We start from the raw sequence: 15,437 nt of genomic DNA, 5'->3' as shown, positions 1-15,437 counted from the left end.
GGGCATTCAATCACGTGGGTCAAAATTCGATGAAAATTTTCAGCTCTAGTGGGTCAGTTCTGTGCGGACATCAACAGGCAATCATGCTCGAGAAGAAGATGTAGTACCCACGGGTGAGTCTACTGCAAGATACATTGCGACTGCGTTTGTTGTCTGGCGATTCGACCACGACGTCACGACGACAACGTCGAAAGGTAATTCCGCAATATCCGGCGGACACTTCGGTTATAACACGGTCGACTTCCAGAAACATCTGCGGGTGTTGTGCGAGCAGGCTGTACGCGACCGCGACATTCGCGTTCCGTTCATGCAGCGCATCGATGTCGCGGGTGCGAACGGACTCGAGTCATCGGCAGCGGTCCATCCCGTTCACGATTTCGGCTCATACTCTGTTTTCCGTCAATGTGGAAGTTGCAGCGGCAGCGGCAAAGTGTCGTGTGGAGGGTGCTCGGGTAGAGGACGGAGCAGTTGTTCTAGCTGCGCAGGTGTCGGCTCGAAGAACAGAACGGTCACGCATACCCGATGGAACGGCAGCCGTAACGAGACTTACACACAAACAGTTCGCGAAACTTGCGGCTTCTGTATTGGGAGTGGACGTGTTGTTTGCGCGCGTTGCGGTGGCTCCGGTAAGCAAACATGCGGTGCGTGCTCCGGACACGGGTTCTTCACCGACGTTGCTCGTGTTCAAGCGTTGGCACGCCCGTCGTGGCACGTGCCCCCCCTTCTCGGCCTTGCAGCCGATTCTCTTGTTCGAGCTCTCGAGCGAGGGGGGCCAACCAGTGCCCGGAGGTTGGTCACATTTGAACTAACTGGCACGGAATACAACGACAGCGACAACTGGGTGGCGTGCTATGAAGGCGCAGCCGACGTTGTCGAACTCAGCCTCAACGTTGTGCAGAAGCCGTACAAAGTAACAGCTGTCGGCAGCAACATCGTCCCTATTGTGACGCCCCCGGTATTTGACCAACTGCTGCGTGCCGAGTTGGAGCAGATTTCGTCCTTGAGCAATAGTAAGCGGGGGCGCTCGAAGGTCCGGCGGCAAGCTAAGAAGCTATTCTCATCATTATGTGAATTGCCAGTCCTCGACCACGCGATGCGCGGGCTCGCAAAGCTTGACAAGCTGGCTCGAGCAAATCCCGAGCATGCGGTCACGCGCGCGGCGGAGGGCTTCATCACGAACGAGGCAGCGGAGTCGATTGGGCGAGCATTTCTCCACGTGCTTGACAAGGTTTCGCCGCCAAATTCGCGGGCGGCCTGGGCCCTTGTTGCTGCATGCCCGGCGGTCGCTGGATTCGTCCTGACGGCTAACAACTTCGCAAACTTTTCGATAGCGAACCCTTCGAGTGCTCTGCTACCTCTGGCACTAGCCATGGTCATGACAGTGTTGACCATGATATTGGTATCGCCAGTGGGCTGGATGCTTAGTGCTGCGACAAGCTCGCTTCTGCGACGGAAGGTCCCCGTCGAGTACCGCCAGCGCGGGCGCAATTGGGCGCCATTGAAAGGCGCCTGCCTGTTCTCAGCTATTGCGGCTTTTTGTGGCGCGCTGTACGGTGCGGCCGGCACCATGCACTGGGTGCCAACGGTTCGCGAAGCAGCGACTCCAGCGATTGCGTATGCGATGACGCATACCGCTGCCGATTCGCAAGCACACCTTTTGCTCGTGAAATATACGACTCGCGACACTCCGGGGGCGGCAACTGTAACGCTAGCCGAAGCGGACGTCCGTCGCGCGGTTCAACGTCAGTTGATTGCCCGCGGATATTTGCGTGGGCAGGCGGATGGAAGCATTGGCCCGCGCACGGTCGCGGCAATAGCACGCTACGAGAAACACGAACATCTGAGTCCGACAACATCGATGCAGGACCTCATGGTGTACATGGGGCAGCGTTAGCGCGTATTGTCGTCGCGCCCGCAATGCGGCCATACTTGGCGGCCATGGCCGTATCGTCGACTCTCACCTTCCTGAACCCATTTGAAGGCCCGCCCGTGCCGCTCAAGCTCGCGGGCGTATTGACGTTCGACCCTGAGGTGCACTTCAAGCTCAGCGGCACACCCCTGCCGGCTATCTTTGCGAGGGAGGGGCTGCTGTCCTGGTATCGCAGGGGAGTGCGGCTCATGACGAGTACGGCCCCCAACCGGGAGCGCCGTGCGCAGATGTGGATGGACGAGTTGGCTGCGCGCTCGCCGGAGTATTCCGACTACCTGTCCGATTTGCAACTGGCGAGCGGCGGTGAAAGCCACGCGCTAGCCCGCCTCGGCCAGATGACCGTTTTTGAGGCAATTAACCGAGCGAGGGGACTCCAGCGAGCGGACCTCAAGCCTCACCAGGGCTACCTCGAGGATGTCGGGGCGGCGGACCTCGCGCTGGTTCGGCGGCTCGAAACCGGAGATATGGCCGGCGCGCTCGCGCATATGGCCGCCCATCCGATTCTGCGCCACCTGTTGTGGCCCGGCGCAGAAGACGCGATACGCAAGGCGTCGCATGTGAACGAACTGCTTCCTCTTTTCGGCGCGATGGCGCTCGATGTACACCTGGGCTGGATGGCGGCGTGGGACGTCGACCGCGCGCGCGAACTGGGTAGGTCGTCTTGTCTCGAAAAGCTGCTTCCCAGCGCGCATCGACCGGGCCGCAACCCAACCAGTCTCTTCTTCGATGAATTGAAGCGCCGCCTAGGCGCGAGCGGCGCGACCGAGATATTCAATCGGATACCGGCGGAGTCTGGCCTTGACGACATCTCGACGCTAGACCGCTGGAGCAACGGTACGCGCTTGCCGGATGTGGAGACGCTAAAGGTGATACTCGGCGAGTACGGACTCGACCAGCCGGATGAGCTGCTCTATGCGCAACTGGGATGCTCGCGGCATATCCACATGCTGGGCCATTGCGCCCAGCGCCTTCAGGCGAGAGCACGCGAATCGGCGCGGCCGCAGCTGTTCTGGCCATGGCCGGCGTATCCATTTGAGTTCCCGGATTTCGAATCCTGGGCATCCAACCGGTATCCGTTCTGGCTAAATTTCCACCGAAGCCGAAACGGAGATGGAACGGCGGACCGCTCCATCTTGCCCGGGTGCGAAGGCTAGGCCGCTGGCTGCGCTATCGCTTTGACGGATTGTTGCCCCGGCCGCCGCCGGAAGGATTGCCGGTACGGCTGGGCCAGTTCGGATTCGTGGGGTTTGAAGGGTTCGAGGTGTGGACTTTCAAGGTGCGCATGGCAGTTCTCCTGTAGGGTTGACCGGTCATCGCCGGCATCGCCACTATCCCGGAACCGAACGCCTGCGGCACTGGCCATGTTTTTCCAAAATCGCCGCGACGCGCCCGAGATGCGTCCCTCTTTTTTGCATGAGAGCGATAGTTACGAGGCTCGATTTCCAGAGAATCAGGGAGGGTGTCGTAGCAGTGTTTAGGGAGGTGCGCGGAGTTAGAATGCCACCACAATCATGCGCATAGGCCGCGGAAGCCAGATGGGAAATAACGCAAGAGACGACTTCAGTCAGCCGGTAAAGCAGATGCTTGCAGAGCGTGTCAACTTCCATTGCTCGGTATGCGACGCGCCGACTCTGGGGCCAAAAACCGGCACAACGGACAAGAGGTTTTCGGTCGGCAAGGCGGCGCACATCAAGGCCGCCGCGAAGAACGGTCCGCGGTACGACAAAAACCAGACACCGGCCGAGCGGAAGTCCATTGAAAATGGTTTGTGGGCCTGCGCCACCTGTGCGGACCTCATCGACCGCGACGCCGACGCGTATTCGGTCGCGGACTTACTCCATATCAAGTCAGACGCTGAGTGGGTAGCAAACGTAAGAGCAGGCAAACCGCCTGGCAGCGAGTTGTCTGCATTGACGAACCCCACTGCAATCAAGCATGCGGTGGACGTGTTTTGCAGTCGGGAGTCAGCTCGCCAGGAACGCATCGACCCGCGCTTCAAGGTGGATGTGCGCATGGGCGAGTCGGGTCCCATGTACGAGGTAACGGCAAAAGAGAGAGTTGAAGCCAGACTCGTAGTCGCTGCCAAAGACAACGAACACAACGTCCAGGCGCTACGCGATTTTCTCGACTATGGCGGCAACCTGGTGATGGATGGCGCCGACCTCCGGATGGAAGGTTCCCCGCTTTTTCAAACGAATGAGGTAGGCGCCACTTGCTGGCAGCTTTCGTCGAAACCACGTCCGGTCACGCTGACAATTGCGCTGACGGCGGGTTCATGCTCGCCCCTGTATATCGAATTCAGCGGTAACAGCACCCAAGGTAACAAAGGTGTGAGGCTCGAAGGTACGGCATTCGGAGGAATGCTCACGGCTATCCTGACCGCCGACTACTCTGGCGCTTTAACCGACTTCACTTTTAACATCGATATCCAGCAGTGGGCGAGCAAGCCGGTTCGCCGGCTGCCCCATTTCTCCCGTCTTCAGCAGATAGTCCAGCTTCTCGCGGCGCCAGTTCAATGTCTAATCCTATGCACGCGTGAAGGCCTCGAATCTGAATTCGGCACCGGTCAGTTCGATGGAAGTGAATCATTCCGGCCATTACGTGCGCTTTTCGATGAAATTGCGGTTATTCGGCGAGTTGATGATTTCTTCGACATGAACATCGCGTTGCCTGCAGACATCAGCGACGTACTGCTCCTCCAAGTCGACATGACCTGGCTGCTCGATTTGATTAACATCGAAACTGCCGGAGAGGCCGAAGTCAATTTTTTCGCGACGTCGTCCGACCAAGCCATGCCGTTGAAGGCTATCCTCGAAAACCATGTGCCGGAGGCAATGACGCTCAAGCACCGCATCGACCTGGAACTCTATGGCCGTAGCTATGGTCCTTTTGGGGTGGAGGTGTCATGCCCGGCAGTCGGAATCCACGTGGTTGGCCCAGCGAACATCGAGACGGGGCTGGCGATGGAGTTGGCGATGCGTGCCGTCGAGGGTAACCACTGGACGCCTCGCCTTGTCGATAGGCCTTCAGTGGCTTGAGGCGGTCGAGCAAGCCAAGCTCCGCCAGCTACGGGTAGCGTAGGGTAAAGTCGCGCGGGGACTAGGCGATTCCGCCGGCGACACCGTCCAAATTGACTCCGCTTGTAGTCAAGGGATGGAGGAATTGTCATACTGTTTTACCTCTACCTACGTCGACGGGCGGAAAAGCCGGACACCTTCACCAGCTTGGCAGGGGCCTCGACAATGAAGGTCTGCGCGTGAAGGGCGCAAATGGACGCTGAGAATTATGAGAACCGCTATCGCGCTGTACTCGAGTTTGCCAACGGCGCATTGTTCAATGTTGCCGAATTGGACGCATGGGCCACGCTGAACAAGGTTCCTGTCGCGTTTCAGAAGTTGTTTTCAAGCGACGGATTGCAGAGAGACCCGCGTCATCATTGCGTGTCGTACGAAATCCTGTCCAACACGATTGCGTCGAATCTGGTCCCCGAGGGCATGAACCCGAACGACGCAAAGGTGCAGCTCACGGCGGCACACGATAACGTCGAGCCGTCCAATCCGGTTTCCCGGCTGCGTGACCTGGTGGTGACACGCTACGACCGCCTGCTATTGTGTGCGGTCTACGATGGCGAACTTAACCTGTATGACACGCTGACGTACACGAAAATTGACGTGAGTCCTGCACGGCTCGGCTACTGCGAAAACTCAGATGCTTTTCTCCAGAGTGCTCGTGCTCGAATCGTCGATGCCTCGCAGGGCGCGGCGACACCCGTTTCAATCGTTGCGACTCTGTTTATTGACCCCGTCAGGACGCACGTGCCGGTGGGGGAGATTGCCGAAATGACAGCGCAAGCAGTTCATCCAAATGGCAGCATCGTATGGGCTGCTGCGTTGGACTATCAAAGACAGGAACTCGACGCCGCGATACGTCGAGGTGAAATCCGCGGCTTTGAACCGTCGACAATGCGGCCGTTGACGGGCCAGTTAACCAGTCTTCCGCTGAAGGGAGCACCGCTTGCCAATGCGTGGGTACCCGTGGAAGACGTGCAGAAATTCGCATCTGGCGTCGGGGTGAAGATTACGTTTGATTTCTCTGAGGTCAAATATGAGTTTGTGCCAGAAGCCCGCGTGGTGATAGCAAACGAGTCGCACTGGAGCGAAACAGAGCTTGAGGCCCTTTGTCTTGGAGTACCGCCTATCCAGTACCGCGACGACTGCGTCCCGGAGGCTGAGCGGGGGCCAATCAGGCAGGCCATCCTGTCTGCGTGCAGGAGCGGCAAGTTAGACGCACATGAAACCCGCGCCGGTAATGCGGTGTACGGTGGGAAATGGCGCATCGAGCGGGTAAGCGCTGCACGGTGGGCCATCACAAACCACTTCGACAGATTTCCGGAATGGCTGGCAAGGAGCTGCCGAGCCGAAATCTGGAAGCAGCAGGATGAAGAGCGCCGTACTGTGGGGCGCTATACGCTTCAAGAAGCTGCAGATGCTCTCGAGCTGCACACGGGCACAACCGCACAGGATTGGCTAGTCAAACTTGAGCAGGCAGTCCCCAATGACCACCTGCCGGTGTATCGCCCCGGCGAGCAGGCGCGTTACCGTCCGAAGACCGTAAGGGCTTTCTATGAAGAAGCCTATTGGGATGACCTGAACGCATGGTTAAACACGAACGAACCCCGTGTTAAGTTCCAATTCGCCGAGCCCGTCACTACCGCCACATCGTCGCAGTGCGTGGCAGCGCCCGGAACGGTAAACAGACCAGCATTCGCATCGAGCACCGACGACGTAAGTTGGACAGAACAAGCGCACACGTTGAAGCAGATTCAGGAACAGGCCGATTTGTGGGCACTTCGTCAGCCTGCGCGCCTTTACGGTGATGGATTCAGCGAGGAAATGCAGAAGCAGACGACGCTAACTCGGTATCTCCAATACGACACTTGGACACCCGAAGCCGCTGCGATGCTCGTCTGTGGTCTGCAAGCCCCCTTCATCGACGGCCAGCTTTGCACGGAAATTCCTGAAAATGGCGCTATGGGGCTCGATAGCTGTTTCATCTCGGGCAGCCAAGACCCGTTTCACGAAGCAAAGCGCGTGCTGGGCATCTGGCGCAGCCAGGAGAACCCGCCTGCCAAGGTGCGTCCGCTCGACTTCATCCGGTGGTGTCGGGTCAGGGGCTTCGATACTGCCTGGTTGCGAAGCATCGAGGAGGACGCAGTAAACAGGGAGAAAGAGGACATGAAGGCCGCGCTGGGTTCGGGCGTGGTAGTGATTCCAAGCGCGCCACTGCTTTCCGCTGAGTGGCTGGCCGGCCATATTGCCTTTTCATTGGTCGCGATACCCGACGATGAAAGGCTGGCTACGATAAAAAAGGAAGTGCCCGCCGGTGATGGCGTAGCACATATGGAACTGCTGACCAGCGATGACCGGCGGCTTGTCCATTCGATATGCGGCAAGTCCCTGGCGGGTTGCTCACGTGCCGAATTTGAGGCGCACCGACAGAAATTCGCCGCGGCAGAGAATCGGCCCGAGTGGTCCTTGGTAGGTGAGTTCCGCGAGAGTAACGAAATGACCAAGGCGCAGGCTCGATGGGGCGAAGTATTGCTGGCGCACAAGCAGCAAATCGCGAAGTGGGCCAGCGACGACGGCCTGCCACTCGTGACGGCAGACCGTATCGCAACGATGGACATCACTAAGGGTTTTATTCGCAGGGAAGACGTGAAGCGATATCTGGACCGATATAACCTACCGTGGTGCGACGTCCAGCCAAAAGTAGCTGGCGTAGACAGAAGCCGCAGCGCTAACGGTCAGCCGAAATTTGTGGAGGGCGACCAAGCACGCAACTCAGGACCAAGCGTCATCACAAAGCGCTCCATCGGGACACGTAGTAATCCCCTCAAAGCGGTCATCGACATTGCCAAGTCTTCAGCCGCAGACCAGAGCGACATTCATTCGGTCTGGGCCGCCTTTGTGAAACTGGCGCAGGACGCCAACCGTCCGGCCCCGTTGCTCGGATATGCAGATGCTGAGGGCGTCAAGTGGGACGATAACGGAACCGTGAAATTCTTCACGAAGAGGAACCTAGCGGACCGTGTGCGGCGCGCTAAGGCGCGGTAAGGCGCGCGAAGCCTCGTTATGGCGCGCGTCTATCGGAGAACGCAGCAACATGAGAAAAAATCCGTATCACCTTGAACGAGCGCCAAATGGCGGGATGGTGATACGAGATGAGCAAGCAGCAACCGTGGGTGGATTCAGTAAAGGCGGTGAAGGGAGTGCGCCCGATACGACGCCGGACGTTCAGTGTCATTGGGGGCGCCGCGCTCATACATGAGTGCAACACCTTTGTCGCGCAGCTGGACGCGCACCGGTTCGGTGCCGCTATCGTCCTCATTGCGCTCGTGACCCTCAGCGCGATATTCGTTGCATTAGCCGTGGCGTTACGCGCGGCGCCAGCTTCGAGCGACAGGAAGTAGGTGCAGTCATGTCGACCAATGGCTGTCAAATTCAGCGGAAACGCACCCCAGGCGCCGATAGACTGAGGTATTCGCATCTGTCCCGGAAGCGACGTACGCCCGCGCAAACCGGCAACCGCATCGACCTCGCCAGCGAGCGGCTCGAGACGGCTATCGCCGTGTTCCTCGAACACCGGAGCTATGCCGCGACTATCACCTTGGTTGAAGCCGCCGAACTGTTGCTGGGCCAGGCACAGCGGCGCACCGGGTAGCGGACTGCCCCCGATTGGCAGTTCGACGCGGCCAAGGTGGTGCATACGGCGCGCCGCCGACCACCACCGTTCCCTTGCCGAAGCGCGCGGGGAACGCATCCACGGCAGCTTTCGCCCGCGTCATTCGGGCCGACGAATGCGCGTCGAAGTCGAGCTTGGCTACCGGGTCCCAAGACGCACTGCAAGTCACGTCCAGCCGCATGCGGCTGTGGCGGTGCTATACCTGAGGGGAGGAAACGTCCCGCGGCGGCTCAACCCCTATGATTGCGCCAAAAACAAGGGGGCCGCGAGCACGTATTTTGATGAAATACGCGTGGCACAGTAAAAGCGCATTGCGCCCCGCCCAGCAAGCATCTAGGGGAATATTGGCCCACTTCCTAGAACGCTTTTACGGGTGGCCACGAGATACTTTCACTTCTGGCGAACAGATGGAATCATTTTGGTGAAAATTTCTCGGAATTTCACCTCTGAAGTGGGAATTTAACGTTTCAGGATTAGAAGCGTTTACGTAGCAAAAACAATCATTTGGAGTCAAAAACTGGCTCCCGACGGATTAGAAGCGTTTACGTGAAAACGCTTCTAATCCGGATTGCCATCCGCCCGGGGTTACTCAACCCCCTCACTCGACCGTCACCGATTTCGCCAGATTCCTCGGCTTGTCGATATCCGCACCGCGCAAACACGCCGCGTGATACGCGAGCAATTGCAACGGCACGACATGCAGGATCGGCGACAACAATCCGTAGTAATCCGGCATCCGCAGCACCGACACGCCTTCGCTGTTGTCGATCCGCGTATCGGCGTCGGCGAACACGTAAAGCTGTCCGCCGCGCGCCCGCACTTCCTGCATGTTCGACTTCAGCTTTTCGAGCAACGCGTCGTTCGGCGCGATCGTCGCGACGGGCATCGTGTGCGTCACGAGCGCCAGCGGCCCATGTTTCAACTCGCCCGCCGGATACGCCTCCGCGTGGATATACGAAATCTCCTTCAGCTTCAGCGCGCCTTCGAGCGCGATCGGGTAGTGCAGCCCACGCCCGAGAAACAGCGCATTCTCGTGTTGCGAGAATTCCGCCGCCCAGCGCTCGATCTGCGGCTCGAGCCCGAGCACATCCTCGAGCGCGCCGGGCAGCCGCCGCAACTGCATCGTGTAGCGCGCGAGTTGCGCATCGTCGACGTAACCGCGCAGCCGCCCGAGCGTGACAGCGAGAATGAACAGCGCGACGAGCTGCGTCGTGAACGCCTTGGTCGACGCGACGCCGATTTCCGGGCCGGCCCGCGTCAGGAAGCGCAAGCCGGTCTGCCGCATCATCGCGCTGGTCGGCACGTTGCAGATCGCCAGCGTGTCCATATGGCCGAGCGCCTGCGCGTACTTCAGCGCGGCGAGCGTGTCGGCGGTCTCGCCGGATTGCGACACGCTCACTACCAGCGTATTCGGCATCGCGAGCGCGTCGCTGTAACGGTATTCGCTCGCGATCTCGACCTGCGCGGGCACACGCGCGATCGTTTCGAGCCAGCGGCGCGCGGTCAGGCCGGAATAGTGACTCGTGCCGCACGCGAGAATCAGCACGTTGTCGATCTGCTCGAACGCCCGCGCGGCGTCCGGGCCGAAAACGGCCGGATCGAACAGCCCCGCATCCGGGATGGTCGCGGCCACGGCCTCGGGTTGCTCGAAGATCTCCTTCTGCATGAAATGCCGGTACGGCCCGAGCTCGACCGCGGCCTGCGCGGAGGAAATGGTTTGTACCGTGCGCTCGACCGGTGCGCCGCCACGATCGAGCACGCGCACGCCGCCCGGCGTCAGCTCGACGATGTCGCCTTCCTCGAGAAAGATGAAGCGGTCGGTGATGCCGGCGAGCGCGAGTGCGTCGGAGGCAAGAAAGTATTCGCCGTCCTTCACGCCGACGACGAGCGGCGAGCCAACCTTCGCGCCGATCAGCCGTTGCGGCTCGTGCTTGCTGAACACGGCGATCGCGTACGCGCCGTGAAGCTGTGAAGTCGCTGCGCGCACGGCAGCGAGCAGGTCGCCGCGATACTTGCTGTGGATCAGGTGCGCGACGACCTCGGTGTCGGTCTGGCCGTCGAACTCGTAGTGTGCGTCTGAAAGTTGCTTGCGCAACGTTTCGTGATTCTCGATGATGCCGTTGTGCACGAGCGCGATTTCGTCGCGCGAGAAGATCGGATGCGCGTTGCAGGTGGCCGGTGCGCCGTGCGTCGCCCAGCGCGTGTGCGCGATGCCGGTGCTGCCGGTCAGGCCGGCGGTGCGCACGTGCGCGTCGAGATCGGCGACGCGCGACACGCTGCGTTCGCGACGCGCCTGGCCGTTGACGACCGTCGCCACGCCGCATGAATCGTAGCCGCGATATTCGAGGCGACGCAAACCTTCAATCAGAATCGGGACGATGTCCCGTTGCGCGACCGCGCCGACGATGCCACACATGACACGTCTCCTTCCCTGTTAGTCATCATGAACCGCGCGCACCGTTGCGTCAGCGCGAGGCGGTTGCCGTTGCCGCCGCCGTCGTGAATCCGCATCGAGCGGGTACGACGGGAGCGGCAATCCGGCTTTCGAATGCCAGATAAAGCGACTCCTCCAGTACGTTCCAGTGCGCACCGTGCCGGTAAGGCCCCGATCGTGCCTGCCAGCAGGCGACCGTGCCCCAATCGTTCATCCTGACCGCGACCAGCGCGATCAAGGCCCACGGATAATCGGTGTCGGCGAGTTGCGGCCAGCTCTTGCCGTACTTCCGCATCCACTGCGCGTAGATCGTCTCGCTGGATTGTTCGGGTACCTGAATACCCGAGAGGAGCGGGAGGATCTGCGCGATCTTCGCCGGATAAAAGCTCGTATCGCTGACCTGTTGCGTGCTGGCACGAAAGCCGGATTCCGTGCCGCGCCAGAACACCTTCAGGATCGCGGATGCCAGCCGGTCCGCGCGCTGGCTCCACGGGCCGGCATGGGTGTAGTCGGCGCGCCGGACGTAGTACGCCGCGAGGGCCTGGAACGCGCTGTGCACCTCGACGTTGTCCATCAGCAACGCGACGTGCAGCGACGACGAGATCTGATAGACGCCGGAGGGTTTGTCGAGCAGCGTGTCCAGATGCACGCCGGCGCGGTTCATGCTGAGTTCCCACGCAGCGGGCAAGCCGTCGGGCGGCGCGAAGCGGGCGAGCAATTCGATCCAGGTCGCGATCATCGCGTCGTCGGTTTCTGCGTCGGCACATGCGCGATAGCGGCCGTTCTTCACGCAGTAGCGATCGAAGCCGCCATCCGGACGCTGGCGCGGCAGCAGCCATGCGATCCACGCGAGTGCGGCCTGACGGGCGTCGAGTTGTGCGTCGGACGCGGCGAGCAGCGCCTTCGCGGCGAAATACGGATCGATGCCGACGCCGCTCAGGCGCACCGTGATCGCACCGTCGGCGCGTTGGTACAGCCCGTTGAGCCGGAGTTCGGCGGCACTCGCGTGCAGCGCGAAGCCGCACGCGGCGATACAGCAGGCGATGTGCCACAGGCGGCACAGCGCGACGGTGGCCGCTACGCGCGAGCGTGCGGTGGGGCAAAGCGCGGGCCGGTTCATGGTCTTTGGCTCCTGCGCGGCGGTCCTGTGCAATCGTCGCCGGGCGCGGCGTTGGCCGCGTCGCGCCCGGCGAGCGTGTAGACGTTGTGGCTCGGGTCACCCTGGTGCCGGTAAACCCGAGGCTGGTACCGATACTTGTGCTCACGAGCCGGCTCCGTGCATCGGAGCCGGAACCAGGCTCGCGGATCGCACGTACTTCAACAGGACACGTCGGCACGTGGGCGCGCAGGAGCGCTGGTCTTTCGCTCCAGGCGGACGCGCCGCGTTTCCTCCCGGCTTCGTTGCGTGGGCGTCCCCGTCCGTTGTCGGGCGAGTGTTTCGGGGTACACCTGACTGTCATCAAGCAAGGCGTGAGCCATCGGTCGCGATGCCGCGCGCAGCAAGGGGCGGGGGTGGCGGCCGGGGACATGGCTCGGGCGGCAGCGGTGGATTTTGATTCATCGAAGAATCAGCCTGCTTGCAGGCCGAATGCGCGCGCGCGACCGACATCGAGGCTCGCATACGTCATGCGTCGGGCGAATTGTCTGCCGAACCGGTACCGCCTTGGCAGCACGACTCCGCGCTGTGACGAGCGTCGCGCCGTTCGTTGTGTATGCATCGGCCGGGATGTCGGTGGGTTCCATGCAGTTGGATGCCTCGCACCGATCGGATGCCGATGCCACGACCCCGTTCCGAACCCGCGTTACACATTCGCAACATTTCCCGACCCATCGATTCGTGCGACGTGAACGACGTTGCGTGTCGGGTAAATCCCTCGTGCATGACCACGGCCAGGCAGTCGATTACGCCGCTCGCTGCACAGACAAAAGTGGCGAATCAAGGAAACGCAACGCGCTTCGACAGATGCGCGAGATCCGACGTGAAATGGACGCGCGACATGCGTTCGCGATTCGTCGGACGACGTCGCCGAAGGGACCTCGCGACTGCCCCGATGTTCGCCTGTTTTGTGCTCACCCGGCGACGCGATACGCGTAGCAGTTGTGAAACATTCCGCTGCGCGCCGCGTGCGCGCGGTGCATGCGGTGTGAACCGGGCACGGTCGCAGGGCGGCTGGTTTGAATATTGCTGTAGAGGAAAAGACGTGACGCACAGACGTGACGCCTGGCCAAGCGAGGAACGCCTCATGACGTGACTGATCAAGTGCAACGGGACGCCGGTAGTACGACGATTCGCGTGGCGTAGACCGCGCGGACCGGGCGGCGCGCTCGCTCCGCGACACCGCAACGTGTCGATCGCGTGCGAGTACGGGAGGTGCCGCCTGAATACATGCTTCGCGCCACGAGCAGGGTCATTCAGCGCGAAATGGCTCAACGAGGATAACGATGAAAAAGATTTTGCTTGTGTTCGGGACTCGGCCTGAGGCCATCAAGATGGCACCGCTGGTGCGTGCATTGAAGGCACAAGCCGGTGTCGACGCCAGGGTATGCGTGACCGCGCAGCACCGCGAAATGCTCGACCAGGTGCTGACACTGTTCGATATCAAGCCCGACTACGATCTCAACGTGATGCGGCAAAGTCAGACGCTGACCGACGTGACGACGGGCATTCTCCAGGCAATCGGCATCGTCTTCGACGAATTGCGTCCGGACGTCGTGCTGGTACACGGCGACACGACGACCACGCTCGCGGTCAGTCTCGCGGCGTTCTACCGCTATCTGCCGGTCGGGCACGTGGAGGCCGGTTTGCGCAGCGGCGACATCTGGTCGCCGTGGCCGGAAGAACTGAACCGCCGCGTGACCGATGCGGTGTCGTCGTGGCATTTCGCGCCGACCGGGCAGGCACGCGACAACCTGCTCAGCGAGGGCGTACCGGGCGGGGCGGTGGTGCTGACCGGCAATACCGTGATCGACGCGCTGCACGAGGTCAAGCGCATGCTGGACTCCACCGCGGCGCTGTCGGAGAAGGTCGCGGCACAGTTTCCATTTATCGAGCCGTCGCGGCGCGTGGTACTGATCACCGGCCATCGACGCGAAAGTTTCGGCGAGCCGTTCCGGAATTTCTGCGATGCGTTGTGCACGCTCGCAAACCGCTATCCTGACGCGCAGTTCGTCTATCCGCTGCACATGAATCCGAACGTGCGGGAGCCGGCGCGCGCACGGCTCGGCCACGTGCCGAACATCTACCTGATCGAGCCGCAGGAGTATCTGTCGTTCGTATTCCTGATGTCTCGCGCGCACTTCATCATCACCGACTCGGGCGGCATTCAGGAAGAAGGTCCGGCGCTGGGCAAGCCGGTGCTGGTCACGCGCGAGACGACGGAGCGGCCCGAGGCGATCCAGGCCGGCACCGCGCGGCTCGTCGGCACCGATCAGGAGCGGATCGTGTGGGAGGCGTCGCGGCTGTTCGACAGCGAGAGCGCGTACGGGGAAATGGCGCGCGCGAGCAACCCATACGGCGACGGTCATGCGAGCGAGCGAATCGTTCACGCGCTGATGCGCAATCCGGGGGCACCCACGAAGGCGACAAGCTTTTCGATGGGCACGTCGGAGATGCCGTTCAACGCGCTCACGCTCGGGTTGCAGGCGTTGAGGTCGCCGTGAGCGTGGCGGGGCGGCCGCATGCCGTGCGAGCGGGATGCCCGGCGATCAATTGAGTGCGGCGTGAGGCCGCGGAGGTCGGGAATCGAGCCGGGTAACCCGGCGCAGCAACGTTCCCGGCCTGCGTTGGCGATCCACCGAGGCTCCTGCGATCGGCATGAAGCATCGGCGCTCGACGTCGGCGCCATGTGAAGCACGTGTGCTTCGTTCGCGACTGATCCGGCGCGACGACGCGATACGGACGATACCGGACTCAATCAGGGCAGTGCGTCCCGATCTAACGAAGCATTGCCGCGAACCGTCGACGCGTCGGCTCGCGGCAGCGTCGTGCCCGCATCGGTCGCCGGGACCGGCGCGCCAGCCGGTCCCACCCGCATGACGGACGTCATGCGTCATCGATTTCCTTCCCACATTTCCCCGGCTTGCGTCGCCCGTATCCATACGGGCCGACGGCGCAAAACTGCCGCACATCAGTTAGAGTTGGAGGCCGGGTCATTCCCCATACGATTCTGGCCGCCGGGGCAAGGTCGAAGCCGCCGGGGCGGAGCATGGTACGCGGGTGCCGATTTCCGGGGCGCCGTTTCTGGCAGTCCGGTCATGGTCTCGTTGCCTGAATGACGGTTTGCGTGGGGCAAAATCCGGACGGGCCGTGTCCGCTTTCCATCCGGACCGCAT

At 61.4% G+C, this 15,437-nt stretch carries 8 protein-coding genes; 6 read left to right on the top strand and 2 right to left on the bottom strand.

Annotated elements, in window-relative coordinates:
• Positions 1-790: 790 nt before the first annotated feature.
• The 5 genes from BDI24065_RS36660 to BDI24065_RS36640 all read left to right on the top strand — a co-directional run bounded on the left by BDI24065_RS36660 (position 791) and on the right by BDI24065_RS36640 (position 8,650).
• Complete coding sequence (locus tag BDI24065_RS36660) at positions 791-1,894, top strand: peptidoglycan-binding domain-containing protein (RefSeq protein ID WP_175035275.1); 1,104 nt, start codon at positions 791-793, stop codon at positions 1,892-1,894.
• 95 nt (positions 1,895-1,989) lie between these two features.
• Complete coding sequence (locus BDI24065_RS36655) at positions 1,990-3,084, top strand: hypothetical protein (RefSeq protein WP_175035274.1); 1,095 nt, start codon at positions 1,990-1,992, stop codon at positions 3,082-3,084.
• A 381-nt stretch (positions 3,085-3,465) separates the two neighbouring features.
• On the top strand, positions 3,466-4,968 hold the full coding sequence (locus BDI24065_RS36650; RefSeq protein WP_175035273.1) for a hypothetical protein: 1,503 nt from the start codon (positions 3,466-3,468) through the stop codon (positions 4,966-4,968).
• Positions 4,969-5,199: 231 nt separating this feature from the next.
• Positions 5,200-8,043, top strand: a complete 2,844-nt coding sequence (locus BDI24065_RS36645; RefSeq protein ID WP_175035272.1) for a hypothetical protein — start codon at positions 5,200-5,202, stop codon at positions 8,041-8,043.
• A 364-nt stretch (positions 8,044-8,407) separates the two neighbouring features.
• Entirely contained in the window at positions 8,408-8,650 is a 243-nt protein-coding gene (locus BDI24065_RS36640; RefSeq protein WP_175035271.1) for a hypothetical protein, read from the top strand.
• A 619-nt stretch (positions 8,651-9,269) separates the two neighbouring features.
• Here BDI24065_RS36640 and glmS read toward each other — a convergent pair.
• Positions 9,270-11,087, bottom strand: coding sequence for a glutamine--fructose-6-phosphate transaminase (isomerizing) (gene glmS / locus BDI24065_RS36635; protein WP_175035270.1), 1,818 nt, complete (start codon positions 11,085-11,087; stop codon positions 9,270-9,272).
• 49 nt (positions 11,088-11,136) lie between these two features.
• Positions 11,137-12,225, bottom strand: a complete 1,089-nt coding sequence (locus tag BDI24065_RS36630; RefSeq protein ID WP_175035269.1) for a hypothetical protein — start codon at positions 12,223-12,225, stop codon at positions 11,137-11,139.
• Between the two features lie 1,322 nt (positions 12,226-13,547).
• On the opposite strand from BDI24065_RS36630, the gene wecB reads away from it, so the two are divergent.
• Entirely contained in the window at positions 13,548-14,765 is a 1,218-nt protein-coding gene (gene wecB, locus BDI24065_RS36625; RefSeq protein ID WP_175035268.1) for a non-hydrolyzing UDP-N-acetylglucosamine 2-epimerase, read from the top strand.
• Positions 14,766-15,437: the final 672 nt, after the last annotated feature.

The organism is Burkholderia lata (assembly GCF_902499025.1).
Classification (GTDB): Bacteria; Pseudomonadota; Gammaproteobacteria; order Burkholderiales; family Burkholderiaceae; genus Burkholderia; species Burkholderia lata_C.
Note: the sequence above shows the minus strand (reverse complement) of the source record. Positions and strands in the feature narration are given on the sequence as shown.